A 25,229-nucleotide genomic window follows, 5' to 3' on the forward strand; every position below is an offset into this window, starting at 1 on the left:
GCCTCAGGCCCACCCCCGCCGACGGCTGCCGCGGGACCACCACCAGGCGCCAACCAGATCCGCCAATAGCCGCTGGGTGCGACCGGCGCGATCCAGCGACGGGTAGAACTCGGCGATTTCCAGGATCCGGCAGCGATCCGGATCCACCCTCCGGCACAACGCCTGACACAAGGCGGGACCATTGAGCCCCCCGACCACCGGCGTGGCCACCGCCGGTGCCTGACGTGGGTGAATGGCGTCCAGATCAATGCTGATTCCGTAGTGCTCGCAATGCTGGTCCAGGTAATCCAGCGCTCCGTCCAGAGCCGCATCCACACCGTCGCGGCGCACCCGGGCCGCCTGAATCACACGGACCTTCAGGCATTCCATGGCGTCCTGTTCGGCACGCTCATAACTGCGCACCCCGAACAGACACAGTGCTTCCGGCCGCAACCGGCGGCGGCCGGGCATCAGCGCCGCCAGTGAAGGATCCGCCAGCCCCAGCAACGCCGCCAGCGGCATGCCGTGCACATTGCCCGAGGGGGTGGTCATGAAGGTATGGCAGTCCAGATGGGCGTCGATCCACAGCAGGCCGAAACGGCGCTCGCCCACCGTCGCCAGGGCAGCGTCCCACACCGCCATGGCATTGGCGTGATCGCCGCCGAGCACGAACAACGGGCGGCCGCTACTCAGTTCGTTGTACACGCGGTCTCGCAGTCGGCTCAGGTAATCGGCCAGGACCGACGGGCCGGACGCGTTGTCCGGCGGCAGCAGGCAGTCGCGCCAGTCCAGCGTCAGGCCATGACGCTGACGCAGCCTCCGCCACAACGGTTCCAGGCGGATGTCTCCAGGCCGCCAGGGCCTTTCCGGTCGCCGTCCGCCCAGATAGGACGGCGCCGCCAGCGCGGGTAACGACAACATGGCCAATCCTCGCCGAAACCGCCCGTCGCGGTTATCCTCAAAGCAGACGTGACGCCATTCCGCACGCCCGGTTCGCCACCAGCATACCCCCGTTGATGGCATCATGGAGAGCCTGGAGATCGACACCATGATCCCACCGCTTGCCGACCTGCCCGACCCCGGCCCCGACCTGGCCCCGCTGCGGGCGTACCATCTGGCGGATCAGGACACCCTGATCGCCGAACTGTTGCGCTCTCTGCGGCCCGGACCGGACCGGCAGGCCATTGCCACCGAGTGCCGGTCTCTGGTGGAAGCGGCCCGCGCCGCCCGTCCCGCCCTGTTCGAGCAGTTCCTGCACAGTTGGCGTCTGAATTCCCGCGAGGGCCGCCTGCTGCTGACGCTGGCGGAAGCACTGCTGCGCATTCCCGATGCCGACAACGCCAACGATCTGATCCACGATCTGCTGACTCGCGGTGACTGGAGCTTGCCGGACGACAACACCCCGGCGCTGATTCAGACGGCCGCCCGCGGCCTGTCCCTGTCCGCCCGCTGGCTGGAGCCGGACCAGGCACTGCCGGACGCCTGGCACGGGTTGCGCCGGCGCCTTGGTGATCCACTGTTCCGCCGGGCCCTGGTACAAGGCGTGCAATTGATCGCGCGCCAGTTCGTGGTCGGCGAGACCCTGCCCCAGGCGCTGCGACGGCGAGATCCGGCGCTACGTTATTCCTTCGACATGCTCGGCGAGGCGGCGCAGAGCGACGACGAAGCGGAGCACTACCACCGCCAGTATCGCCAGGCCATCGAGGCCCTCGCCGGCCAGGCCCCGGACCTGCCAGTACTGGCCCGGGATGGCATTTCCATCAAGTTATCCGCGCTCCATCCCCGCTTCGAATTCGCCCAGTGGGCCACGGTACGGGAGCAACTGTGGCCCCGCTTGCGGGATCTGCTGTCCCGCGCCGCCGCCACCGGCATTCCGGTGACCCTGGACGCTGAGGAGGCGGACCGCCTGGAGATCACCCTGCGTCTGTTCGGGCAAGCCCTCGCCCTGCCGGAAGTGGCGGATTGGCAGGGCCTGGGCGTGGCGGTGCAGGCTTACCAGAAAAGGGCGCCGATGGTGATCCACTGGCTCGCCGATCAGGCGCGCGAACATAACCTGAAACTGCCGGTACGCCTGGTCAAGGGCGCTTACTGGGATACCGAGATCAAGCTGGCACAACAGCAGAGCCTGCGTGATTACCCGGTTTATACCCGCAAAACGCACACTGATATCAGTTACCTCGCCTGCGCCAAGCGCCTGTTGTCCGAGCCCGCCTTCTTTTATCCGCAATTCGCCACGCACAATTGCCACACCCTGGCCTGGCTGCACCATCATCTGGACAGCTTCACCGGCGATGCCGAGTTCCAGCGGCTGGCCGGCATGGGCGAGGCCCAGCATCGGGTCTTTGCCGAGCGGCACGGCCATCCCCTGCGCCTGTACGCGCCGGTGGGCCCGTTCAATACGCTGCTGCCCTACCTGGTCCGGCGTCTGATGGAAAACGGCAGCAGCCAGTCCTTCGTCAACTTATTGCTGGACGAACACATCGCGGCGGAACAGTTGGCGCGGGATCCCACCCTGAACTGGCGTCCCGCCCGAGAACAACCGCGGGAATTGCTGCCGCCACCGGAACGGTTCGCGCCCCGCCGGGTGCCGACACTACCGTCACTGACCGATCCGGTCGCGTTGCATGCGTTACGGGCATCCCTGAGCCAATGGCAAGGCCACCTTTGGCGTGCCGGGGAAGCGGACGGCCAACCCCGGATTCGCCGCAGCCCCGCCGATGGCCGTGAACTCGGAGACGTGTACCTGGCCGACACCGACGCCGTCCATCGGGCCTATACCCGGGCGTGGGAGGCCTTCGAGGATTGGAGCCGCCGGCCGGTGTCGGAACGCGCGGATACCGTGCGGCGATTCGCCGGCTTGCTGGAACAACATCAGGCGGAGCTGCTTTATCTGCTCATGCTGGAGGGCGGCAAGACCTTCACCGACGCCTTCGCCGACTGGCGCGAAGCCCATGACTTCTGCGGTTACTACGCGCAACAGGCGGAGGCACTGCAAGGGGCTCCGAGGGTTCTGGACCATGTCAGCGGTGAAGCCAACCAACTGACCTGGCATGCCCGGGGTGTCTTCCTCTGTATCAGCCCCTGGAATTTCCCCCTGGCGATTTTTTGCGGGCAGGTTCTGGCGGCATTGGTCAGTGGCAACACCGTACTGGCCAAGCCGGCTTCCGACACACCCTTCATCGCCTGGCGGGCGGTACAACTGCTACACGAGGCGGGCGTGCCAGAGGCGGCGCTGCATTTTATCGGCGGCGAGGCCAGCCGGATCAGCGACGCACTGCTTAACGCCCCCGCTCTCGCCGGCGTGGCGGTGACCGGCAGCACCGCCACCGCCAAACACATCGAGCGTGCCCTGGCTGCCCGCGAGGGGCCCCTGCTACCGCTGATCGCCGAAACCGGCGGACTCAATGTTCTGATCGCCGACAGTTCCGCGCTGCCGGAACAACTGGTGCGGGATGTGCTGACCAGCACCTGTACCAGCGCCGGCCAGCGCTGCTCCGCTCTGCGGGTACTGCTGGTCGAGGACACCTTGCTTGACCGCCTGTTGCCCAAACTCCAGGGTGCCATGGCATCCTTGAAAGTGGGCCATCCGGCCTTGCTGGCCAGCGACGTGGGGCCGGTCATCAACGCCGGCGCCCGCGATCAACTGGAACAGGCCCGCGCCGGATTGCGCCGCCACGCTCGCTGGAGCGCGGTGACGCCGCAGGTCGACCCGGCTCTGGGCGAACAGGGGTTCTATGTGGCACCGGAAGCGGCACTGGTGGACTGGGAACACTTGCCTGAAGAGGAAATTTTCGGGCCATTACTGTACATCGCCGCTTGGCGCCACGATGAGCGGGACAAAGTGATCGACTACATCGAGCGCACCGGCTACGGCCTCACCCTGGGTATTCACAGCCGCATCCAGGCGCACATCGACGGCTGGGTGAAACGGGCCCGCGTCGGCAATCTGTACATCAACCGCAACCAGATCGGCGCCGTGCCCGGCTGCCAGCCATTCGGCGGTGAACGGCTCTCCGGCACCGGCTTCAAAGCGGGCGGCCCGCACTATCTGATGCGCTTCTGCACCGAACGGGTGGTCACCGACAACCGCTCGGCCCTGGGAATCGATCCGGATCTGGTGAATCTGGGAGACGCCCCCTAGACTGGATCACATGAGCGATACCAAAACCCTGCTGATCGTGGCCCACGCGCCCTCGCCCAATACCCGCAAACTGGTGGACGCCGCCCTGCGCGGCGCCGGGCATGACGACATCGAGACTGTCCGCGCGATCTGGAAACCGCCGCTGGAAGCCGGTCCCGAGGACGTAATGGCCTGCGACGCCATCCTGCTCGGCACCACCGAGAATCTGGGCTACATGAGCGGCGCACTGAAGGACTTCTTCGACCGTACCTACTACGCCGTGCTGGAGCACAAACAGGGATTGCCCTGCGCGCTTTATATCCGTGCCGGCCACGACGGCACCGGCACCCGCCGCGCCATCGAGTCCATCGTCACCGGCCTGCGCTGGAACTGGGTGCAACCGCCGCTGGTTTGCCGGGGCGACTGGCGGGATGCCTTTGTCGACCAGGTGGAGGAATTGGGGTTGTATCTGGCCGCCGGTCTGGACAACGGGATTTTCTGATTCGCCTCCAAACGAAGCCCCCGCTGGGGGAAGCCAGTCTGATGGCGAATCGCCCCTGCCTGCCCTCTACCCGGGCACCAGGTATATTTCCATGAGAAATAATTCGTCATTCTGAAAATTGATTTGAGAAACATCACACTCAAATTTACCGTTTCAACACCGCTTTTCAGACTTGGAACACCGCATTCCAGCGCCGCCTTCGCTGGTCGGTACCGACCGCATGTCTGACTGTTTTGAATGTCAGAGCAAACCGCCTTTGAAGGAGTAATCGCCAATGACCAATACGGCTACAACCGTCAGTGAGTCGCTCGATTCCCGGCGTTCGGTCCGTGCCTTCCAGGACCGGCCGGTGGACGGTGCGCTGCTGCGCACCGTGCTTGAGAAAGCCAGCCGGGCACCATCTGGCGGCAATCTCCAGCCCTGGCATCTTTATGTGATCGGCGGTGAGCGCATGGCGGCGCTCAAAGCAGTAATGCGCCAACGCCTGGAGCAGGCCCCCGGCGGAGAAGACCGTGAATACGACGTTTATCCTCCCAATCTGATTGCCCCCTACCGGGACCGGCGTTTTCAGGTCGGCGAGGACATGTATGGCCTGCTTGGCATTCCCCGCGAGGACAAGGCGGCACGGTTACGCTGGTTCGCCAACAACTTCCAGTTCTTCGGAGCGCCGGTGGCGCTGTTCTGCTACGTGCACCGCAGCATGGGTCCGCCGCAATGGTCGGACCTGGGCATGTACCTGCAATCTGTGATGCTGCTGCTGCGCGAAGCGGGTCTCGACAGTTGCCCGCAGGAGTGCTGGTCGCGCTATCCGCAAACGCTGGGGACGTTTTTCCAGGCCCCGGACGAGTGGATGCTGTTCACCGGCATGGCCATCGGTTACCGGGATGAGAGCGCCGACGTGAACCGGCTTCGCACCCAGCGGGCACGATTGGATGACATCGCGGAATTCCACGGCCTCTGACTATCCCGGCGTAACCGGCGGGCCAGGGTCCGGGCCTGGCCCCGGAGCCGACCAATCACTGATATAACAAACTGATACCGTGATCATAAGGACACCGAATGTATTCCTTCAGCGACACCTCTCTACAACTCCAGGATCGGCTCGTTCGCTTCATGGACGATTATATCTATCCCAACGAACGGGCCCACGCCGAACAACTGGATCACGCCGACAACCGGTTTGCCCCGCTCCCCCTGATAGATCAATTAAAGGACAAGGCCAAGCAGGCCGGGCTATGGAATTTGTTCGTTACCCCGGAATTGAGCCACTTCGCCGACCACCCCGGACTGAGTCATTTTGATTACGCGCCTTTGGCTGAAATCATGGGCCGTGTGCTGTGGTCACCGGAGGTATTCAATTGCAATGCCCCGGATACCGGGAACATGGAAGTGTTGATGAAGTACGGCAACGCCGACCAGCAGGCAACATGGCTGACACCGCTGCTGAACGGCGACATTCGTTCCTGCTACTGCATGACCGAACCCGACACGGCGTGCTCGGATGCCACCAACGTACAGCTGCAAATCCGGCGTGACGGCGACGAATGGGTGCTCAATGGCCGCAAGTGGTTCATCACCAACGCCTTCCATGAACGCAGCAAGATTCTTATCGTCATGGGCAAATCCGATCCCGACAACCCGAACCGGCACCAACAGCAAAGCCAGGTGCTGGTGCCCAAAGAAACGCCCGGCGTGGAGCTGGTCCGTCCGCTCAGCACCCTGGGCTACGACGACGCGCCTCTCGGCCACGCCGAGGTTCATTTCAATAATGTTCGCGTACCGCTGGGCAATATGTTGCTCGGTGAAGGACGCGGTTTCGAAATTGCCCAGGGGCGTCTGGGACCGGGCCGCATCCACCATTGCATGCGCCTGATCGGTGTCGCTCAGCGTTCTTTGGAACTGGCTTGTCAGCGTGCGGAGTCCCGTGCCACCTTCGGCCGTCCGCTCAGCCAGCATCAGTCCGTGCGCGAGGATATCGCCCGTTGTTTTTCGGAAATCGAGATGGCGCGTTTGCTCCTCCTGAAAACCTGTCGGCAGATGGATCAGCATGGTACTCAGGGAGCGCTGGATCTGATCGCCGCCAGCAAGACCACCGTGCCCCGGCTGGTGCAGAACATCATCGACCGCTGTATGCAAATCCACGGTGCCGGTGGCCTTACCGCCGATTACTGCATGGCGGAAGGCTTCAACTACGCGCGCTGGTGCCGGCTCGCCGACGGTCCCGACCAGGTTCACGAAATGACCCTGGGCAAAACCATCATCCGCCGTTACGCCGATCAGAACGGAGCGGCCTCATGAGCCCCGTTGCCGATCGCTTGTCACTGAAAGGCAAGACCGCGTTGGTCACCGGCGCCTCCAGCGGTCTTGGCGCGCACTTTGCCCGGGTGCTGGCTCTGGCCGGCGCCCGCGTGGCCGTGGCCGCCCGGCGTACCAGCGCCCTGGAGCGACTGGTCAGAGAAATTGGCGATAATAACGGCGAAGCTTATGCCGTCGCCATGGACGTTACCGATCCGGCCAGCGTCACCGACGCCATTGATGGTATCGAAGCACATTGGGGAGCGGTGGATATTCTGATCAACAATGCCGGTGTGGCCGATCCCGGGCGCTTCCTCAAGATCGACCAGCCCCGTTGGGACTTTGTCATCGAAACCAATTTGAACGGCGTCTGGCGCGTGGCCCATGAAATAAGCCGGCGGCTGGTATCCCGATCCCTGCCCGGCGCCATCGTCAATGTGGCATCCATTCTCGGCCTCCGGGTCGGTATCGGACAAAGCAGCTACAGCGCGTCCAAAGCCGCGGTGATCCAACTGACCCGGGCCATGGCACTGGAACTGGCGGAACAGGGCATCCGCGTCAACGCCCTGTGTCCCGGTTATTTCGAAACCGAGATGAACCAGGATTATTTCGCCACCGAGCAAGGCAAGCGGTATATCGGGCACACCCCCGCCGGCCGGCTCGGCCAGGTATCGGAACTGGACGCGCCATTGTTGCTGCTGTGCAGCGACGCCGGCAGTTTTGTCAACGGCGTGGCATTAGCGGTCGACGGCGGCCATCTGCTCAAATCGCTGTGATCCGGGAGGCGGCATGTCCAATACGATTCACACTGTTACAGAAGCGCACTTTCACGATGCGCGCAATCAGTACCCTCAGGACTGGCGGCGATTGGCAAATTATCTCCACGGCCAGGGACTGGACTTCGATAGCGATATCCCGCCCCGCCAATTCGCCACCGGTTTCGGCAACCTCAATTATCTGATTCGCCTTGATCAGCAATGGGCGGTGCTTCGCCGCCCGCCCCCGGGACCAATACCGCCTGGCGCCAATGACATGGCCCGTGAAAGTCTGATCCTGTCCCGGCTTCCAAAGGCTTACCCGCTGGCACCACGGGCCTTACATTACTGTGAGGACAGCGAGGTGCTGGGCGCCCGGTTCTTCATCATGGAATACCGGCCCGGCCTCAGCATCGGCGGGCAGATCCCGGAAACGATCCGGCAAAACTGGCGCGGCGAGGTCCCGCTGGGATCGCATCTGGGCACCCTGTTGATTCGCCTTTTGGCGGACCTGCATGCCGTTCCTCCCGAGCGTGTTGGTCTGGACCAGTTGGGCAAACCGGACGGTTTCATTCAGCGCACCCTGACCGGCTGGGTCGAGCGGGCCCGGTTGGCCTGGAGCAACCACCCGCCGGCGGATCTGATCCGGCTGATTGAATGGCTGCAACAGCGGATACCCGCGGATCAAGGTCATTGTTTTATCCACAATGATTTCAAACTCGACAACGTGCTGCTTCGTGAACACGACCTGTCACCAGTGGCGGTGATCGACTGGGACATGGGCACACGGGGCGCCCCGCTCTATGACCTGGGGGTGCTCCTCAGCTACTGGACCGAGCGCGACGACCCGCCCTGTATGCACGCCCTGAATCAAATGCCCACCGCCGGTGACGGCTTCCCCGGCCGCGAACAAGCCGCCACTCTCTACCAGAATCTGACCGGGACCACACTGACGTCCCTGACTTATTTCCGGGTACTGGCACTACTGCGCAGTGCCGTGGTGTTTCAGCAGATATGCCAGCGCAAAACTCTGAACGGAGAAGACAACGACTCCGGCGTTGAGTTCGGGCAACTCGCCCGGGAATTGTGTTCATTCGCCCTGGATGTTAGCCGGGGCAAGTATTTTTAAGTGAGAAGGAGCAGGCCGATGCAACGCATGCCGATGAATAACTACGAAAAAACCCACTCCCAATTCGAATGGCAGCTTCCCGACCATTTCAACTTCGGCGGCGATGTGGTCGACTACTGGGCGCGTACGCCGGAAAAAACCGCACTGATCTGGACCAATCAACACGGCCAGGAGCAGATCTACAGCTTCGCCGACATTAAACGTCTCACCAACCAGTTCGCCAATGTGCTTGCCTCCCACGGCATCAAAAAGGGCGACCGCGTTCTGGTGGTGCTGCCCCGGTTGCCCCATTGGCAGATCGCCATGGTCGGCTGTAACAAACTGGGCGCCATACCGATTCCTTGTGTCACCATGCTCACCGAGAAAGACATCCGCTACCGCCGCGAGCATTCCGGCGCCATCGCCGCGATCACCACCGCGGAACACGCCGCCAAGTTCGGAGATCATTTCAAAGTCCGTATCAGTGTTGGCGAAGCAGAGGGCTGGCTTGATTTCGATCAGGCCGTGGCCGCCGCCGCCGAGGATTTTTCGCCCGTCCCGCTGCGCATGACGGATCCCGCCATCCTGTTCTATACGTCCGGCTCCACCGGTATGCCAAAAGGGGTGTTGCACTCCAGTGCGGCCCTGTTCAGTTGGCGCGGATCAGCCTGGTACTGGCTGTCGCTCGACCAGGATGATTTGATGTGGTGTACCGCCGACACTGGCTGGAGCAAAGCCGGCACCAGCATTCTTTATGGTCCCTGGAGCTGCGGAAGCGCCGTCCTGTTCCACGATGGCCCTTTCGACCCGGAATCACGACTGGCACTGCTGGAGCGTTATCAGGTCAGCGTTTTCTGCGCGTCCGCCACCGAACTGCGCCGTCTTCTGCTCGAGGATATAACAAACCGGGACCTGAACCGGCTGCGCTTGACGGTCTCCGCCGGGGAGGCGGTAAACCCGGACATCGTGCACGCCTGGCGTGACCGCACCGGCGCTCAGTTGCTGGATGGTTATGGCCAGACCGAGACCCTGATGACGGTATTGAATTATCCGTCCATGCCGGTCAGACCGGGTTCCATGGGGCGGCCTCTGCCCGGCGTGGAAGCGGCCATTCTTGGCGAACAGGACCGGTTACTGCCACCGGGCAAAATCGGCCGTCTGGCAATCAAGACGCCCAACCCGCAAATCATGCTCGGCTACTATAAAGATGAGGAGCGAAGCGCCAGCAGTTATGTGGAGGCCAATGGAGAACGCTGGTTCATCACCGGTGACAACGCACATATGGACGAAGACGGCTACATTTATTACGAGGGACGCGGTGACGATGTCATCAACTCCGCGGGTTACCGCATTGGTCCGGTGGAAGTGGAAAACGCTTTACTGGAACACCCGGCCATCCATGAATGCGCCGTCGCCGCCAGCCCTGATCCGGATCGTGGTGAAGTGGTGAAAGCCTTTATCATTCTGTCACCAGGCTATCAGGCCAGCGACGAGTTGGCGCGGGAGATTCAAACTTTCGTCAAGGCACTCACCGCGCCTTATAAATACCCTCGCAAAATCGCCTTCGTGGAGGATCTGCCCAAGACCGCCACCGGCAAGATACAGCGCCGCCTGCTCAAACAAGCGGAATTTGCCTGACCCGTTCCCCTCCCCGGCCCGGGGGAGGGAGAACAGGAGCCCTCTCTTCAACCGCCCAGATACAATTCCTTGAGTTCCGGCCGCTGACTGATTTCGGCGGAGTCGCCTTCCAATCCAATGCGGCCATTCTCCAACACATAGGAATAGTCGGATATCCTGATCGCCATATGGGCGTTCTGTTCCACCAGCAGAATAGCGGTGCCGGCCTTATTGATCCGCTTGAGAATCTCAAAAATCTCCATCACCAGCTTCGGCGCGATGCCCAGCGAAGGCTCGTCCAGCAGCAACAGCCTGGGCCTGCCCATCAATGAACGGCCAATGGCCAGCATTTGCTGTTCACCGCCGCTCAGCGTCGCCGCCTTTTGTTGCATACGCTCCTTCAGGCGCGGGAAATAGCCGAACACCGTCTCCATGTCTTCGTCGACATCCTTGTTGCCAATACGGCGGTAGGCGCCTACACGTAGATTTTCCTCCACGGTGAACTGCGGAAAAACCCGCCGCCCCTCGGGGCAATGAATGACGCCATTCTTGACCAGGTCGCCGCAGGATCGTCCCTGCACGGATTCTCCGTTCAACCGCACGTCGCCGCTTTGCGGAGCACACAAGCCGGAAATCACCTTCAAGGTGCTCGACTTGCCGGCGCCATTGGCGCCCAGTAATGAGACGATCCGCCCTTCAGGAACCTCCAGGGAAATACCCCGCAAGGCATGCACCCGCCCGTAGTACAGGCAGACATCATCAAGCTTCAACATCGTCCACCTCCCCCAGATAGGCCTCGATCACCGCCGGGTCGTTCTGGATCGCCGACGGGCTCCCTTCGGCGATCTTTTCACCGAAATTCATTACCGTGATGCGATCGGATATGTCCATTACCAACGACATGTCATGCTCAATCAACAATACCGAGATCCCCATATCATCGCGCAGTTTTCGGATCAGCCGGGAAAGACCGCCGGTTTCGGAGGTGTTCATTCCCGCCACCGGCTCATCCAGCAGTATCAGCCGGGGCTCGACCATGACCGCCCGGCCGATATCCACCATCTTCTGGTACCCATACGGCAGGTTTTCAACACGTTCATTGGCGCAGTGAGACAGGCCGAACATCTCCAGCACGGCGTCCGCCTTTCGGCGGGCCTCCGCTTCCGTACGCCGGATAGAGGGCAGGTTGAAACAAATTTTCAGAAGATTGTGATTCAACCGGGAATGCAGGCCGGTGAGCAAGTTGTCCATGACCGTCATTTTCGAGAACAGCTCCACGTTCTGAAAGCTGCGGGCAATACCCAGGCCAATAATCTGATGAGGGTTAAGCCGCCCCAGGTCGGTGCCTTCGAAGCTGATCGATCCGGACGCCGGCGTATAGAACCGGCTGATACAGTTGAACACCGTGGTCTTGCCGGCCCCGTTAGGCCCGATGATGGAATGGATGCTTCCCTTTTCCACCCGCAAGGACAGCTCGGACACGGCGGTAAGACCAGAGAAACGGACCGTCAGGCGATCGAAACTAAGCATTGTCGGCCTCCTCGAAATCCTGCCCTGGTACCTTTTCCACAGGTGTCTCACCGGACGGACGCTGTTTCCTCCGCTGGAAGAACTCACCCAGTGAAACAAGCCCGGCCGGACGGAACAGAATCACCAGCACCACGGCCAACCCGATGACCAAATTGGTGACACCGACGTAAGCATCGGAGAAGTGAGGAATCCCGGTAAACAGGACAGCGCCCAGAATGGCGCCCCATATCGACGCCAAACCACCTACCACGATCATCGCCAACAGGAAGAAGGAGGCCATGATGGTGAAGTCATTCGGGCTTATGTATTGAATCCAATAGGCATACAGACCGCCGGCCAGGCCGGTGAAGAAGGCGCTGATCATGAACATGACGGTCTTGTAGCCGGCAACATTGATACCGGTGGCCGCGGCGGCGATTTCACTGTCCCGGATCGCCAGGAATGCCCGCCCGAGCCGGCTGTTGGCGATATTCATCAGCACCCAGGTCACCAGGAAAGTCAGCATCAGAATGACATAAAAGAACGTCAGGTCATCGGATGCCCATTCCGGGCGCATCAAAGGCAGGCCCGAATAGCCTCCCGTCACCGACTTCCAATTCAACGCAATTTCCGGAATGGACAATCCAAACCCCAGCGTTGCCACCGCCAGAAAATGGCCTTTCAGACGGACCGCCGGCAGCCCGATCACCAGACTCACCAGCGCGGCAATGACGCCCGCCGACGGCAAGGCCAACCAGATCGGCAAGCCGAAAGTCGTTGACAGAACGCCAGTTGAATACGTCCCCATCATCAAGAAGCCGCCTTGACCTATGGACACTTGGCCGCCGTAACCGGTTAACAGGTTCAAGGACATGGCGGCAATGGCATAAATCGCCATGGTGACCACCAGTCCCATGAAGTACGAGGACTGACCGACCAGAAATGGAAATGCCAGCAAAACCAGTACAAGCAGGGATACAAACCACCGCCGATCAAATACTTTTTTCATTGTCACACCTTCTTCATGGTCGGGGCGTCACCGAAGATACCCTGCGGGCGGATATAAAGAACCGCGACGATTAGTGCGAAGGTGCAAACCAGAGCCATTTCCGGCGCCCAGTAGTAACTCACCAGATTGCCGAATACGCCGATCATAAGTCCGCCGATCACCGCCCCGGGCAAGCTCATGAATCCGGCCAGCACGGCTGCCGCGAAGGCCATGATCAGCACATTGAACATCATCGACACCCCGAGGAACGTGAAGGGCGCCGTCAACAGGCCGGCAATGCCGCCCAACACGGAACCCGCGGCCCAGGTCGCCAGAAATACGGCATTGACATTGATACCCATAAGCCGCGCCGCCACCAGATCCTGCGAAGAGGCTCTCATCGCCAGCCCCACCCGAGTGTAGCGAAACAGGACGAAGAGAATCATGGAGAGCAGGAAGGTGATCACCAACACAAAGATTTCGTTGGGCGTGATGAAGACACCGGCGATGGAGAAGGATTTACCTTCCACCGCCTTGGGGAAACTGGTGGGGGTGTGGCCCCAAATCAGTCCCGCCGCGCCATGTATGGCGAGAAACACACCCAGTGTCATCACCAGCTGATTAAGATGGGATGCCTGACTGACATGACGTATCAGCACCCAGAACACCGCGATGCCAAAAAACGCCGAGAACGCAATGGCGGCGAGAAACGCCCCATAGTAGGGTAATTCAAAGTTTGTCAGTAATGAGAACGCCACGAACGAGCTGACCATGGCCATCTCGCCATGAGCAAAGTTGACCAGACCGGTGGTTCTGAAAATCAGCACCAGGCCAAGCGCCGCGAGCCCATAGACACAGCCGAAGATCAGGCCGCTTACTACGATCTGTCCCATGCGGACATACCTCCCGAGATGTTTTTCTTCTTAATGCGGCCCCGCTATCAGCCGAGGCAGAGCGGGGCCGCCTACTGCGAGCGACACTGTTCTTCAACCGCCGCTGATCTGCCCCGTCACCGGATCAAAGGTGATCGGCTTGGAAATCGGAACAATATGCCCATCCTTGGCTTCGGTGATGAACATGGAGGTCAGTCCATAATGGTTATGTTCGGAAAAGCTGACCCCGGCGTACATGGAACCGGTCCAGTTATCGAACGAATCGAAAGCGCTCAGGAAATCATCCCAGCTCAGTGTCTCGCTACGTCTCAACGCCTCAACCAGCACCTCCGCCGCGGCCCACCCGGTTTGTCCCCAGTCGGCAAGCGCCACCTTCGGGTAGTCCTTGCCAAACTGTTCTATGTACTGCTTGATGCTTTCGTCGTCGCTTTGATCCGGCTTGGGTAAAACCGCGCTGGAAATGGTGCCGTTCCATACCTCCTTCCCGGCCAGGTCGAACATCGTTTCAGAGTCACCGCCAACCGAGGACACCAGGAAAGCCGGCTCGGACAATCCGATGTTATAAAGCGCTTTTTTCAGCTGCGCCGCCGGAGCCGGCGTTGAGAAGGCCAGGATAGCGTCCGGATCAGCTTGGCGAATACGCTGGGCCTGAGTACTCAGATCGGAATCCGCCGCCTGGAAATTCACTTCACCGACCAGCTCCACATCCTGATACTCCTTCAACGCTTCCTTGGCGGCCTCCGCCAGCGGGCTCCCGTAGTCGTCGTTCTGGTAAGCAACAACCACTCGCTTCGCCTTCAGAGACGTGGCAATATAGTTGGTCAAAACCCGGGCTTCGAATTCATAATTGGCCAGGCTGGAACCCATATAGTTGGCGATAGGCGGATCGACGAACTGCTTGGAGCCAGAGCTGGTCATCAGCATGGGAATACCACTGCGTTCATTGAACCGCCGGGTCGCCACATTGCAAGGAGTACACACATTGCCAAGCATGGCGTACACCTTGTCCTCATCCACCAGACGCTTGGTCAGCTGCACTGTCCGGCCAGGCTGATACTGGTCGTCATAGGCGATCAACCGCAGTTTTCGCCCCTTCACTCCACCATTCTCGTTGACGTGCTTGAAGTAGGACTGGATACCCATTCGGATTTTATCGTAAGCCGCTACCGGTCCGGTCTGCGGGCCAAGATGACCGATGCGGATTTCCGTGTCGGTGACACCCTGCGGGGCATCAAGATCATCAGCCCATGCCGGCGGCGCCGCGAACAAGGCCGCCAGCGAGGCCGCTGTCGTCCATTTTTTCCAGTTCTTTTTGATCAGAAACATGATTCACCACCTTTGTTTTACTAATAACGTCATTATTCGTGGACGCCGCTCAATAGGCGGCGTTGAGAATGGCGACAATGTCCTCCCGGGTACGTATCGGCCGGGGATTGGTATTGACCCAGATATTGCCCATGGCGCCTTCCGCCACCGACTCGAAGCAACCCGGATCAACCTCCAGTTCCCGCAGCCGGACAGGCAGTCCCAGATCTTTGATCAGAGTTTCCACGGCGCTAACCGCGTCGCCGTCGGTACGCCCCATAGATGCCGCGACTCGTTTCTGGCGGGCGCGGTTTTCCCCTTGTCCACGATTCCAGCGCAGTACCGCCGGCAGCAATACACAGGAGGTATAGCCGTGACTGAGACCGGTGACCGCACCGAGGCTGTGACCGATGCCGTGGCTGGCGCCATAATCGACCCGCAAGATGCCCTGGGAGGCCAGCCAGGCGCCCTGCTGAGCCCGCAGCCGTGCGTCCAGATCCTCGGGCGCACGCCGATTACGAGGCAAGGCTTCACTTAGAAGCGACAGTGCGTGCAAGGCGCAGGCATCCACCAGTGGCGCCGGCGAACGGCTGCAGAGGGATTCCACCGCGTGATCCAGCGCGCGGATCCCGGTCGACAGCCAAAGGCGTTCAGGTGTTGGCAGAGTGACGGCCGGGTCCATGATCACCGTCGCGGGGCATAAAGCGGCGCCATGGTAACCATCCTTGACATGCCGCCGCTCATCCACGGCGCCGCCCAGACAGGAAAACTCGGCACCGGACAGGGTGGTAGGGACCGCGATCTGACGAACTGGCGGCGCCCGCAAATCAGGAATCCGCCGCTCACCCGAGGCATCAACGGTTATGTGGCAGCGGTCCAGACCCGCCACATCGACCACGTTTTCCGCCAGCGCCACGAGAACCACCTTGGCGGTGTCGATGACTGTTCCACCGCCCACGGACAGGATCAGATCCGGTCCGGCGCGTCGTATCGCGGCGGTGGCCTCGATCACCGTTTGGCGGGGCGTATGCTCACGGCAGCCGTCGAATACGCCAACACTTTTTACGCCCAGAGCCTGTCTGATACCGTCAACCACCGGCGTCGCTCTGTTCAACGTTCTGCCGGTAATGATGAAAACACGCTCGGCACCAAGACGCTCCACTTCGGAACGTACCGCCTCCCCGGCGGGAACGCCCCAGACAACACGGTCCTGGGCAATATACTGGTACCAACCTGAATTCATATCCGCCTCACTCCGAAACCGACGGCAACGCCCCTCACCGTATTCGCACCACAAAGCCTGCCTCCCATTGCTTTATTGCAGAACGAAAGGTCCGCTTTTTTTATCGAAAAAATAGAGTTAAATTGAATTAGCCCGCGCCCGCTTCCGGCAAGCGCGACCACGCCGGTCAAACCGGGAAAAGGCACGCTTCATAAGATGTGAATTCACAAGGGAAGAGCTGGCGATATCAATGGCACCCCAATTTTTCCGATAAGCGAGAGAGGCGCCTGCATGCTTATTCGGCACGGGCATAAGGACTTTGAGAGGGTTTCCGGTATTCATTTTTGCATCCAACCTGCCATTGATTTCACGCTTATACTTTTTGGAAGAGTAGTAATCGCGGCAGGCGGCCTCAAATCACTTTTTGAAATACGTCATCATTTTCATCACAAATACATCAAATAAAGACAGAACCATGAGACTGAACCGCATAGATCTGAACTTGTTCATTGTCTTTGAAGCGCTGTACCGTGAGCGCCGTGTAACCAAGGTTGCACGCCATTTGAATATTACCCAGTCCGGGGTAAGCAACGCGCTCCGGCGGCTACGCGAGACCTTTGATGACCCTCTCTTTGTACGTGGCCCCGAAGGGATGGTGCCCACTCCAGTGGCGGAAAACATGATCGTGGATGTGCGCCAGGCTCTGGACCTGCTCAGCCGCAGTGTGGGAGAAAATCTACGTTTTCAACCGGAGCTTTCGGAAAGGGAATTCCGCCTTGGCATGAATGATCTGGGGCAGGCTCTGATACTTCCCGGGCTGCGCGAGAAATTACGTGAGCAGGCCCCTAAAGTGGCGCTCAGCACCTATTACGTGGATCGCCGTATCGGCGAGGAGGACCTTAAATCCGGCGGCCTGGATTTATTGATCGATGCACCGGACATCAACTCCCTGGAGTTGGACCAGGCGTTCCTTGCCGAATTGCCTTACGTCGTCACCATGCGCCACGGCCATCCGTTGGCGAAGGGCCCGCTGTCCCTGCAATGTTATCTCGGCGCCGACCATATTCACGTCTCAAGCCGCAAGCGCGGCCGCGGACAAGTGGATGTGGCCCTGCACGCTCTCGGGGAGCAGCGTCATATTTCCATGCGCGTTCAGAACTACCTGGTGGCGGCGAACATCACCGCGGAAAGCGACCTTTTATGGACGGTACCGAGAATGCTGGCGGAAACCACCGGCCTGTATATCACCGAGGCGCCGCTCAAGGTGCCGCCTTTATTCTGGAATCTCTATTGGCCGAAAAGCGTGACCATGGACCCGGCAAGCCGATGGATGCGGCAGCTGATCATGAGCCAGTTTGCCGAGAGCTGCTCCCGACTGTTGCCAGATTGACGGCCCTCCCGCCGTTTGACGGGGACGCCGGTCCGCTCCGTCGATACGGCAAGTGCTGACATCAGAGCCACGCCGTACACTGCGCCTCCCTATTTACGGAGGCTTGTTTCATGCCGCTGTCCGTTCCCACCCTGGACACCGCCCGCGCTACCTTCGACAACGCCCGTCAATGGATCACCCGTCCGCGCCCCCTGATTCAGGCGCAAACCACGCCTTTTCAAGTCATCCATGACGACGGGCTGGCCCGGCTGCGCTACTACCCACCGCTGACGGAAACCGCTATCCCGCTGGAGGACGGCAGCGAGCTGGTGGTAAGCACGCAACGGCAACGTACCCCCCTGGTGCTGGTGCCGCCGCTGGCAGTGAACATGCTGATTTACGATCTGTTCCCGCAACGCAGTCTGGTGCGTTACTTGCGCGCCAGGGGGTTCGAGCTGTATCTGGTCGATTGGGGACGTCCGGGCCGGGAGAACGACCATCAGGGGCTGGCCGATTATTTTTCCGAACGCTTTCCCGCCCTGCTGGAACGGGTACGCGAGCACAGTGGCGAGCGCCGCCTGAATCTGCATGGTTGGAGCTTCGGTGGGTTGTTCAGTCTGTGCTATTGCGCGCTGGGACGTGATCCGGACATCGCCAATCTGGTTCTGGTTGGCACCCCTACGGACTATCACCGCAACGGTGTCCTCGGCCGCCAGTATCAACGCATCAGCCGTACTCTGGGCTGGCTGCGGCACCGTACCGGCTGGCGCGCCCATGAACTCTCTCCCGGCTGGTTCCGCTCACCGGGCTGGCTCAACAGTCTGGCGTTCAAACTGACCAGTCCGGTGGCCAGCCTCAAGGGCTACCTGGACCTGTTGCGCCACCTGGACGACCACGACTATGTGAGCAATCACGCCACCAACGGCGCTTTTCTGGACGACATGGTGGCGTACCCCGGCGCGGTGATTCAGGACATCATCCATTATCTGTGGGTGGACAATGTCATGGCCGAAGGCCGGCTGCCCATGGAAAGTGATGAAGGCGGCCTGAGCCAAGTCACGGTGCCCATGTTGAACATCACCAGCCCCACCGACATGATCGTCACCCCCGAATGCTCACGGGCCATGCTGCCATTGGTGAGCAGCACCGATGTCGAGTGCCTGTCGGTGAGCGGCGGACATATGGCCATTCTCGGCGGCGGCAAAGCGCAGCAGGAAAGCTGGCCGCGCGTGGCACAGTGGTTGGTGGAGCGCGATGGGTGATCGGCGTAACTTCAAGCAGGCCGGCCTTTCCTTCAGATGACGGTAAAAGCCCCGGGCAGATGCTGACGCAGGGTGAGCAGGTTTTCTTCGCGCACATCCATGTCACCGAAGCAGTTGGCGACGGTTCCGGTATAGCGCAAACCGTCCGCCTGGATCGCCTCGGCGGTGAGGATGGCGTGATTGATACAGCCGAGTTTCATCCCCACCACCTGGATCACCGGCAGGGACAATTCCACCGCCAGACCCGCGAGCATTTCGTGATCGTTCAAAGGCACACGCCAGCCGCCGGCGCCTTCCACCAGGATCAGATCCGCCGGATGACTGCTGATCGCACCACGCACATAGCCGGCCAGTTGGGCCAAAGTGATCCGGCGCCCTTCTTGTTGCGCGGCGATGTGCGGCGCGATGGCGGCTTTCAGCGCCACCGGGTTGACCACATCATAGGGTAGTTGCACCGATGAGGCCGCCATCAGGTTGACAGCGTCGTCGTTGCGCAACCCTTCCGGTGTTTCCTCACAGCCCGCCGCCACCGGTTTCAGCCCGTAGCAGCTCAAGCCGGCCTCCCGGGCCCGTTCCAGCAGCCGGCAACTGACCCAGGTCTTGCCCACTTCGGTATCGGTGCCGGTGATGAAAAACACCCCTTTCAGGGCCGGTAGCGCGGGCATCAGAGCATCTCCTTGCTGGCATGCAGAAACAGCACCCGCCAGGTCAGCGGCAGACCGTCCCGGGTGCGCAGAGTTTCGTAGGCATCGAGCATGGCACGGAAGGCACGCTTGCCAGTGAGACCACCACCACCACCTTGCACATGATCGGCGCCCGTGGCCTTGAGGGTACGGGCTATGGCACGCACGTCGGGATAGTGCTGGGTCACCGTCAGGGTTTGCTGAGTTACCGTGGACAATCCTTCCGTGGCCAGGGCGTCGTGCCACTGCACCATGGTCGGCAGATCATTGACGTGGGGGCGGCGATCCGCGGCTTTCCAACTCTCGGATAGCTCCTGCAGTGAGTCCCGCAATGGCACCGCCAGCAACAAATGGCCGCCGGGGGCGAGCACCCGCCCGGCCTCGGCGATCACCACCGCCGGATCACACCATTGCAGAGCAAAGCTGGAAAACACCAGTCCCAGGGAACGGTCCGGCAGCGGCAGGGCTTCGGCATCGGCGCACACTGGTGAAAACAGCCGGCCGGTACGGCCTCGCTGGGACGCTTCCTGAAGCATGGCCGGCGCCAGATCCAGGGCCAGCCAGCGCACTTCATGCCAGCGCTCCTGTTGCTGCCGGCTCAACGGCGCCGTGGCGCACCCCAGATCCGCCGCCCGGGGGATCGGCAGAGACTCAGGCGCCATGGCCAGAAGACTGCGGGCACAGGACAGCTGCAGCACCGCGTGAGCGTCGTAACTGGCCGCGGCCCGGCCGAACTGGCGCCCTACCGCCCGTTTGGTGGCCGTGGAGGAGGTGACGGCGGGCTCATACCCAGCGGATGGATTGAAAGCAGAAGACATTACGGTCATTACCAGTCGGCGGCGCTGGCAACGGTGCCGTGACGCCGATAGAAATCGAGAACCACGGCGGAGAAGCGCTCCGGCGCGGATAGAAACGGTACATGGGACACTCGCTCGATCACCGCGGTTTCCCCGTGTTCATTCAGCAGCGGCCGGATGTCATCCACCAGGGTCACCGGCACGATGTTGTCACGTTCGCCGAACACCATCAGCAGGGGCTGGCTCAGCGCCGACAGGGCCTCGCGCAGATCGGTGTCCGCCAGGATTACCAGTCCTTCGATCAGTGCGCGGCGAGCCGGCAGGCCGCAAAAGTAGAGGATTTCCTTGAGCCGGGCAACGTCCTCCCGCATGTTCTCGCTGTCTTTGCAGTTAAGCGCCAGAAAGCGTACCAGGGTGCCTTCGAAATCCTCTTCACAGACCTCGGCGAAAGTCCGCAGAATCGCCGGGCGCATGGCCCGCGGCCAGTGGTCGGCGCGGGTGAAACGCGGCGTGGTCGCCACCGTTACCACCGAGACCACCCGTTCAGCATGGCGTTGCGCCAAATTCAGCGCCACCAGCCCGCCCAGGGACCAGCCCAGCACATGGGCCCGTTCCGGCATGACCGAGGCAATCTGGTCAGCCAGAAAATCCAGCGTGTACTCGTCATTGGGTAACGGACTCTGGCCCATGCCCGGCAGGTCCACAACGGTCACCCGGAAGTGCTCAAGCAGAGCCGGCACGATGTCGTCGAAGACAATGGCGTGCAGCCCCCAACCATGGATCAGCACCAGGTCCTCGGCCTGTTCACCGGCCTTGCCGGTACAGCGGTAGGTGTTGTGAAAGGGGATGAGACGGGGCATGGATTACACCCTGGCGCTCGCACGCTTGCACGCAACACGCTTGCACGCAAACACAAAAACCTGCCCTCTCACTGCCTGGCGAACTTGCTTCATAATGTGCGGCCTCTCTGGTCCTTCCATTCTTAGCGTGCCGGCGTGTCAGCGTGTTGCGTGCAAGCGGCCTCCAGGCTGTTCAGCAACCGGTCCACATCCGCCTCCTCGTGGGCGGCGGAGAAGGTGATCCGCAGCCGCGCCTGCCCTTCGGGCACGGTCGGCGGCCGGATCGCGCTGATCAGCAGACCGTTGGCGCACAGACGCTGGCTCAGGGCCAGAGCATCGGCGTCCTCGCCCACCAACAAGGGTTGGATCGGCGTCGCCGAGTCCATCAGGGTGTAGCCGAGCCCGGCCACACCGCGCCGGAAACGCTGCACCAGCGCCGTCAGTTTTTCCCGGCGCCAGGCTTCCCGGCGCGCGATATCCAGGCTGACCAGGGTAGCGGCGGCCACCGCCGCCGGCATGGCGGTGGTGTAGACGTACGTGCGGGCGAATTGTATCAGGGTTTCGATCAGTTCGTCGGAGCCGGCCACGAAAGCGCCGGCGGTGCCCAGCGCCTTGCCCAGCGTGCCCATGTAGACTGGCACCCGGTCCTGCACGCCCTGATGCCAGAGCGAGCCGCGCCCGGCCTCGTCAAGCACGCCGAGGCCGTGGGCATCGTCCACCATCAGCCAGGCGTCATGCGCTTCACAGGCGTCCAGATAGGCGCGCAGGGGCGCCTCGTCACCATCCATGCTGAAGACGCCGTCGGTGATCACCAGCTTGCGGGCCGCGTCGCTGCGCGCCAGCAGGCTGGCCAGGGCATCCGGCTGATTATGGGCGAAACGGCGGGAACGGGCGCCGCTGAGCTGGCCGGCATCCAGTAACGAAGCGTGGTTCAGGCGATCCTGAAAGACCGCGTCACCCCGGCCGACCAGAGCGGTCACGGCCCCCAGATTGGCCATGTAGCCATTGGAGAACAACAGCGCCCGCTGCCGCCCGCAATGCTCCGCCAGCGCTTCTTCCAGAGCCTGATGCGGGCTCTGATGCCCACACACCAGATGGGAGGCGCCACTGCCCACCCCCCATTGATCGGCGGCATCGCGGAACGCGGCGACGATACGCGCATCACCGGCCAAGCCGAGATAGTCGTTGGAACAGAAGTTGAGGTATTCCCGACCGTCCGCCACGGCGGTACGTCCGCAGGCGGCATTCATCAGCGGTGGCGTGCGATAGCGGTGTTGAGCGCGGCGTTCCACCAGCGGCGCCCGCAGATCGAACCCCATGGGGTCAGGAGTCAAGCGTGGCGCCGGCGGTGGGCCGGCCGGTGTCGCGGTCCAGTACGTGCTTGGCGGGGCGCTTGCTCATCGCATCGTAGAACAGCCCCTGCTCCTCTGCCTGCTGCTCCGCCACCTGCGCGCGCAGCGCCTCTTCGTGGGCCTCGTCGGAGGCTTCGTGGCGAGGATCCAGCGGATGGATGCCGAGACGTTGGAACAACTGCCGGTCGTGGGTCGCTTCCGGGTTGTCGGTAGTGAGTAGTCGCTCACCGTAGAAGATGGAATTGGCACCGGCCAGGAAGCAGAGTGCCTGGGCTTCGTCATGCATTTCCTGACGCCCGGCGGACAGCCGCACATAGGATTCCGGCATAAGAATGCGGGCCACCGCCACGGTGCGCACGAACTCGAGCGGATCCAGATCGTCCACGTCCGCCAGCGGTGTGCCCTCGATTTTCACCAGCATGTTGATCGGCACGGATTCCGGATGGTGGGGCAGATTGGCCAGTTGTTGCAGCAGACCGACCCGGTCATCGCGGTTCTCACCCATGCCGATGATGCCGCCACAGCACACTTTCATGCCGGCATCCCGCACATTCGCCAGGGTGCTCAGGCGATCATTGTAGGTGCGGGTGGTAATCACCTGGCCGTAATACTCCGGCGAGGTGTCCAGGTTGTGGTTGTAGTAGTCGAGGCCGGCCTCGGCCAGGTTCCGGGCTTGATTTTCATCCAGCATGCCCAGGGTCATGCAGGTTTCCATGCCCAGCGCCTTCACCTGACGCACCATGTCCAGCACATAGGGCATGTCCTTTTCCCGCGGGCTGCGCCAGGCAGCGCCCATGCAGAACCGGGAGGCGCCTTTGTCCCGCGCCGCTTTGGCCTCTTCCACCACCCGCGCCACTTCCAGCAGCTTTTCCTTTTCCAGCTCGGTGTTGTAGTGACCGGATTGGGAGCAGTATTTGCAGTCTTCCGGGCAGGCGCCGGTCTTGATCGACAGCAGCGTGCTCACCTGCACCGCGTTGGGATCGAAGAACTGCCGGTGCACAGTGGCGGCACGAAAGATCAGATCATTGAAGGGCAGGGCGAACAGGGCTTCGATCTCACCCCGATGCCAGTCATGGCGTACAGCGGTTCGGGAAAAAGTCGTCTGGGCGTTGGCGGCGGCTACGGTCATGCTGGTTCTCCTTCTTGAGATCCCAAAGGCTAGGCAGCCCCGGGCACCCTGTCAACCATGAAGCATTTCCAAAGTTTACATTTGGTTAAAAAACATCCCAACTCGCTCTGCTTGTTGTGTGGTCGGGGCGCCGGGGCGCCGCTGTGCCCGCCCTGCCAGGAGTTCCTGGAGCAGCGCTGCCGTCTGCCCGCCACCCTGTGTCGCTGTGGCCTGCCGGATCCCGCCGGTGGCTGTGGCACCCTCTGTGGGCGTTGTCTGAAACAACCGCCTCCCTTCACCACCACCCATTGTGACTGGCGTTATGATTTCCCGCTGGATCGCTTGATTACCGCCTATAAGCACCATGGTCAGCTGTACCAGGAGCGCGCGTTCGCGCACTTACTGGCGCAGCGACCTTTGCCCTGGGCGCAAGCCGATGTCCTGTGCCCGATCAGCGCGCATTGGCGCCGGCGGCTATGGCGCGGGTTTGATCAGGCGGAGCGTCTGGCCCATCTGCTGGCCCCACTCTGGCGCAGGCCGGTTCTCCCCGCCCTGCGCCGACAGCGGGCCACCGCGCATCAGCAGGGCAGTAGCCGGCGCCAGCGGCTGCGTAATCTGCACGGCGCTTTCACTATCCAGACGCCAGTCCGGGGGCTCCGGTTGTTATTGGTGGACGATGTCATGACCAGCGGCGGCAGCGCCCGCGAAGCCGCCGCCACACTGCTGGCCGCCGGTGCCGCCGAAGTGCGGGTCTGGGTGCTGTCACGGACCTGCTAGCGCTCAGCGCCGGCCATGACCAGGCCGGGTCCTGATTGAGGGTGCCGTCGGCGGCACCAGGCTCTACAATACGCGCTTGCTCCATTCGAGGGATCCGCTCGCGCCATGAAAATCAGCATCGCTCAAGGCCACAATCCGCCACACAATATCGACGGCATCACCGTGATCATTGATGTGATCCGCGCCTTTACCACCAGCCATCAGGCGTTCGTCGGCGGTCTCGATCACATTTTGCCGGTGGCCACGGCGGAGGAAGCCTTCGCCCTGCGCGAGCACCACCCCCAGGCACTGCTGGCCGGCGAGGTGCAGGCGTTGCCGATCAAGGGTTTTGACTACGGCAACTCCCCCTGGGAAATCGCCAACAGCGACGTGACGGACCGCACCATGATCCTGCGCACCACCAACGGCGTCACCGCCACCCTGCGGGCACGGGACAGCCGGGAGGTGCTGGTGGCGGCGCTGATCAATGCCGAGGCCACCGCCCGTTATATTCAGGAAAAAGCCCCGCCGTCGGTGGTGCTGGTGGCTTCCCACCCCACCGGGGACGAGGATGTGGCCTGCGCCGAGTACATTCGGGCTTTGCTGGGCGGCGACGGCATCACCCTGGAACAGGCCCAGGAGCGCACCCGTAACGCCTTCGCGGCACGGAAGTTCTTCGACGGCAGCCACCCGCGCCTGCGCCCCGAGGATATTCACATGGCCAGTAGCAACGCCGGGGATGATGGGCTGGTGATGAAGGTAAGCTTCGA

General features: G+C 61.7%; 23 protein-coding genes. 11 read left to right on the forward strand and 12 right to left on the reverse strand.

What is annotated here, in order from left to right; translation table 11 throughout:
- Nucleotides 1-3: 3 nt before the first annotated feature.
- Nucleotides 4-900, reverse strand: coding sequence for an arginase family protein (locus A6D6_RS07890; protein WP_133490141.1), 897 nt, complete (start codon nt 898-900; stop codon nt 4-6).
- A gap of 127 nt (nt 901-1,027) precedes the next feature.
- Here A6D6_RS07890 and putA point away from each other — a divergent pair, with 127 nt between their 5' ends.
- The 7 genes from putA (at nt 1,028) to A6D6_RS07925 (ending at nt 10,397) form a co-directional block, all read left to right on the forward strand.
- On the forward strand, nt 1,028-4,120 hold the full coding sequence (putA, locus tag A6D6_RS07895) for a bifunctional proline dehydrogenase/L-glutamate gamma-semialdehyde dehydrogenase PutA (RefSeq protein ID WP_159660411.1): 3,093 nt from the start codon (nt 1,028-1,030) through the stop codon (nt 4,118-4,120).
- A gap of 10 nt (nt 4,121-4,130) precedes the next feature.
- Entirely contained in the window at nt 4,131-4,601 is a 471-nt protein-coding gene (locus A6D6_RS07900; RefSeq protein WP_159660412.1) for a flavodoxin family protein, read from the forward strand.
- Between the two features lie 274 nt (nt 4,602-4,875).
- Nucleotides 4,876-5,562 carry a nitroreductase gene (locus A6D6_RS07905; RefSeq protein WP_159660413.1) on the forward strand — a complete coding sequence of 229 codons (687 nt, stop codon included), beginning with the start codon at nt 4,876-4,878 and terminating at the stop codon, nt 5,560-5,562.
- 98 nt (nt 5,563-5,660) lie between these two features.
- Nucleotides 5,661-6,899, forward strand: coding sequence for an acyl-CoA dehydrogenase family protein (locus tag A6D6_RS07910; RefSeq protein WP_063139821.1), 1,239 nt, complete (start codon nt 5,661-5,663; stop codon nt 6,897-6,899).
- The gene (locus A6D6_RS07915; protein WP_063139822.1) at nt 6,896-7,672 is read left to right on the forward strand and encodes an SDR family NAD(P)-dependent oxidoreductase; all 777 of its coding nucleotides are present in this window, start codon (nt 6,896-6,898) and stop codon (nt 7,670-7,672) included. The genes A6D6_RS07910 and A6D6_RS07915 overlap by 4 nt, the downstream gene beginning before the upstream one ends.
- A 13-nt stretch (nt 7,673-7,685) precedes the next feature.
- Nucleotides 7,686-8,780 (forward strand): phosphotransferase family protein, encoded by a 1,095-nt coding sequence (locus A6D6_RS07920; RefSeq protein WP_159660414.1) that lies wholly within the window; start codon nt 7,686-7,688, stop codon nt 8,778-8,780.
- 18 nt (nt 8,781-8,798) lie between these two features.
- Nucleotides 8,799-10,397 carry an acetate--CoA ligase gene (locus tag A6D6_RS07925; protein WP_201303727.1) on the forward strand — a complete coding sequence of 533 codons (1,599 nt, stop codon included), beginning with the start codon at nt 8,799-8,801 and terminating at the stop codon, nt 10,395-10,397.
- 47 nt (nt 10,398-10,444) lie between these two features.
- Here the strand turns inward: A6D6_RS07925 and A6D6_RS07930 are convergent, their stop codons facing one another.
- The 6 genes from A6D6_RS07930 to A6D6_RS07955 form a co-directional block, all read right to left on the reverse strand.
- Nucleotides 10,445-11,149, reverse strand: a complete 705-nt coding sequence (locus tag A6D6_RS07930) for an ABC transporter ATP-binding protein (protein ID WP_159660415.1) — start codon at nt 11,147-11,149, stop codon at nt 10,445-10,447.
- Nucleotides 11,136-11,906, reverse strand: coding sequence for an ABC transporter ATP-binding protein (locus A6D6_RS07935; protein WP_133490138.1), 771 nt, complete (start codon nt 11,904-11,906; stop codon nt 11,136-11,138). The genes A6D6_RS07930 and A6D6_RS07935 overlap by 14 nt, the downstream gene beginning before the upstream one ends.
- The gene (locus A6D6_RS07940) at nt 11,899-12,894 is read right to left on the reverse strand and encodes a branched-chain amino acid ABC transporter permease (protein WP_063139826.1); all 996 of its coding nucleotides are present in this window, start codon (nt 12,892-12,894) and stop codon (nt 11,899-11,901) included. The genes A6D6_RS07935 and A6D6_RS07940 overlap by 8 nt, the downstream gene beginning before the upstream one ends.
- Before the next feature lie 2 nt (nt 12,895-12,896).
- On the reverse strand, nt 12,897-13,766 hold the full coding sequence (locus A6D6_RS07945; protein WP_080531625.1) for a branched-chain amino acid ABC transporter permease: 870 nt from the start codon (nt 13,764-13,766) through the stop codon (nt 12,897-12,899).
- Between the two features lie 93 nt (nt 13,767-13,859).
- Nucleotides 13,860-15,092: an ABC transporter substrate-binding protein gene (locus A6D6_RS07950; RefSeq protein WP_080531626.1), complete on the reverse strand. Its 1,233-nt coding sequence runs from the start codon at nt 15,090-15,092 to the stop codon at nt 13,860-13,862.
- A gap of 49 nt (nt 15,093-15,141) precedes the next feature.
- Complete coding sequence (locus tag A6D6_RS07955; protein WP_159660416.1) at nt 15,142-16,314, reverse strand: iron-containing alcohol dehydrogenase; 1,173 nt, start codon at nt 16,312-16,314, stop codon at nt 15,142-15,144.
- Nucleotides 16,315-16,768: 454 nt separating this feature from the next.
- On the opposite strand from A6D6_RS07955, the gene A6D6_RS07960 reads away from it, so the two are divergent.
- Together A6D6_RS07960 and A6D6_RS07965 are read left to right on the forward strand one after the other, a co-directional pair.
- A complete protein-coding gene (locus tag A6D6_RS07960) occupies nt 16,769-17,683 on the forward strand; it encodes a LysR family transcriptional regulator (RefSeq protein WP_133490136.1) in 915 nt (304 codons plus the stop codon).
- 110 nt (nt 17,684-17,793) lie between these two features.
- Nucleotides 17,794-18,924: an alpha/beta fold hydrolase gene (locus A6D6_RS07965; protein ID WP_133490135.1), complete on the forward strand. Its 1,131-nt coding sequence runs from the start codon at nt 17,794-17,796 to the stop codon at nt 18,922-18,924.
- A gap of 32 nt (nt 18,925-18,956) precedes the next feature.
- Here A6D6_RS07965 and bioD read toward each other — a convergent pair whose 3' ends face one another.
- From bioD to bioB, 5 genes are all read right to left on the reverse strand, one after another.
- Complete coding sequence (gene bioD, locus A6D6_RS07970; protein ID WP_159660417.1) at nt 18,957-19,589, reverse strand: dethiobiotin synthase; 633 nt, start codon at nt 19,587-19,589, stop codon at nt 18,957-18,959.
- Complete coding sequence (locus tag A6D6_RS07975; protein ID WP_159660418.1) at nt 19,589-20,425, reverse strand: methyltransferase domain-containing protein; 837 nt, start codon at nt 20,423-20,425, stop codon at nt 19,589-19,591. The genes bioD and A6D6_RS07975 overlap by 1 nt, the downstream gene beginning before the upstream one ends.
- A gap of 8 nt (nt 20,426-20,433) precedes the next feature.
- Nucleotides 20,434-21,264 (reverse strand): pimeloyl-ACP methyl ester esterase BioH, encoded by an 831-nt coding sequence (gene bioH, locus A6D6_RS07980; protein WP_133490132.1) that lies wholly within the window; start codon nt 21,262-21,264, stop codon nt 20,434-20,436.
- A 122-nt stretch (nt 21,265-21,386) separates the two neighbouring features.
- Nucleotides 21,387-22,562, reverse strand: coding sequence for an 8-amino-7-oxononanoate synthase (gene bioF / locus A6D6_RS07985; protein WP_159660428.1), 1,176 nt, complete (start codon nt 22,560-22,562; stop codon nt 21,387-21,389).
- Between the two features lie 4 nt (nt 22,563-22,566).
- Entirely contained in the window at nt 22,567-23,724 is a 1,158-nt protein-coding gene (gene bioB / locus A6D6_RS07990; RefSeq protein WP_159660419.1) for a biotin synthase BioB, read from the reverse strand.
- Between the two features lie 81 nt (nt 23,725-23,805).
- Between bioB and A6D6_RS07995 the strand changes: the two genes are divergently transcribed.
- Together A6D6_RS07995 and A6D6_RS08000 are read left to right on the forward strand one after the other, a co-directional pair.
- Complete coding sequence (locus A6D6_RS07995; protein ID WP_236564031.1) at nt 23,806-24,480, forward strand: ComF family protein; 675 nt, start codon at nt 23,806-23,808, stop codon at nt 24,478-24,480.
- A gap of 105 nt (nt 24,481-24,585) precedes the next feature.
- Nucleotides 24,586-25,229: 2-phosphosulfolactate phosphatase (locus A6D6_RS08000; protein WP_159660421.1), on the forward strand; the 644-nt coding region annotated here is incomplete at its 3' end.

Origin of the sequence: Alcanivorax xiamenensis (genome assembly GCF_009846745.1) — a bacterium.
In the GTDB taxonomy this organism is placed as follows: Bacteria; Pseudomonadota; Gammaproteobacteria; order Pseudomonadales; family Alcanivoracaceae; genus Alloalcanivorax; species Alloalcanivorax xiamenensis.

Coding starts and splice junctions, on each gene's coding strand:
- A6D6_RS07890 (WP_133490141.1), bottom strand. CDS start 900: ATGTTGTCGTTACCCGCGCTGGCGGCGCCGTCCTATCTGGGCGGACGG.
- putA (WP_159660411.1), top strand. CDS start 1,028: ATGATCCCACCGCTTGCCGACCTGCCCGACCCCGGCCCCGACCTGGCC.
- A6D6_RS07900 (WP_159660412.1), top strand. CDS start 4,131: ATGAGCGATACCAAAACCCTGCTGATCGTGGCCCACGCGCCCTCGCCC.
- A6D6_RS07905 (WP_159660413.1), top strand. CDS start 4,876: ATGACCAATACGGCTACAACCGTCAGTGAGTCGCTCGATTCCCGGCGT.
- A6D6_RS07910 (WP_063139821.1), top strand. CDS start 5,661: ATGTATTCCTTCAGCGACACCTCTCTACAACTCCAGGATCGGCTCGTT.
- A6D6_RS07915 (WP_063139822.1), top strand. CDS start 6,896: ATGAGCCCCGTTGCCGATCGCTTGTCACTGAAAGGCAAGACCGCGTTG.
- A6D6_RS07920 (WP_159660414.1), top strand. CDS start 7,686: ATGTCCAATACGATTCACACTGTTACAGAAGCGCACTTTCACGATGCG.
- A6D6_RS07925 (WP_201303727.1), top strand. CDS start 8,799: ATGCAACGCATGCCGATGAATAACTACGAAAAAACCCACTCCCAATTC.
- A6D6_RS07930 (WP_159660415.1), bottom strand. CDS start 11,149: ATGTTGAAGCTTGATGATGTCTGCCTGTACTACGGGCGGGTGCATGCC.
- A6D6_RS07935 (WP_133490138.1), bottom strand. CDS start 11,906: ATGCTTAGTTTCGATCGCCTGACGGTCCGTTTCTCTGGTCTTACCGCC.
- A6D6_RS07940 (WP_063139826.1), bottom strand. CDS start 12,894: ATGAAAAAAGTATTTGATCGGCGGTGGTTTGTATCCCTGCTTGTACTG.
- A6D6_RS07945 (WP_080531625.1), bottom strand. CDS start 13,766: ATGGGACAGATCGTAGTAAGCGGCCTGATCTTCGGCTGTGTCTATGGG.
- A6D6_RS07950 (WP_080531626.1), bottom strand. CDS start 15,092: ATGTTTCTGATCAAAAAGAACTGGAAAAAATGGACGACAGCGGCCTCG.
- A6D6_RS07955 (WP_159660416.1), bottom strand. CDS start 16,314: ATGAATTCAGGTTGGTACCAGTATATTGCCCAGGACCGTGTTGTCTGG.
- A6D6_RS07960 (WP_133490136.1), top strand. CDS start 16,769: ATGAGACTGAACCGCATAGATCTGAACTTGTTCATTGTCTTTGAAGCG.
- A6D6_RS07965 (WP_133490135.1), top strand. CDS start 17,794: ATGCCGCTGTCCGTTCCCACCCTGGACACCGCCCGCGCTACCTTCGAC.
- bioD (WP_159660417.1), bottom strand. CDS start 19,589: ATGCCCGCGCTACCGGCCCTGAAAGGGGTGTTTTTCATCACCGGCACC.
- A6D6_RS07975 (WP_159660418.1), bottom strand. CDS start 20,425: ATGTCTTCTGCTTTCAATCCATCCGCTGGGTATGAGCCCGCCGTCACC.
- bioH (WP_133490132.1), bottom strand. CDS start 21,264: ATGCCCCGTCTCATCCCCTTTCACAACACCTACCGCTGTACCGGCAAG.
- bioF (WP_159660428.1), bottom strand. CDS start 22,562: ATGGGGTTCGATCTGCGGGCGCCGCTGGTGGAACGCCGCGCTCAACAC.
- bioB (WP_159660419.1), bottom strand. CDS start 23,724: ATGACCGTAGCCGCCGCCAACGCCCAGACGACTTTTTCCCGAACCGCT.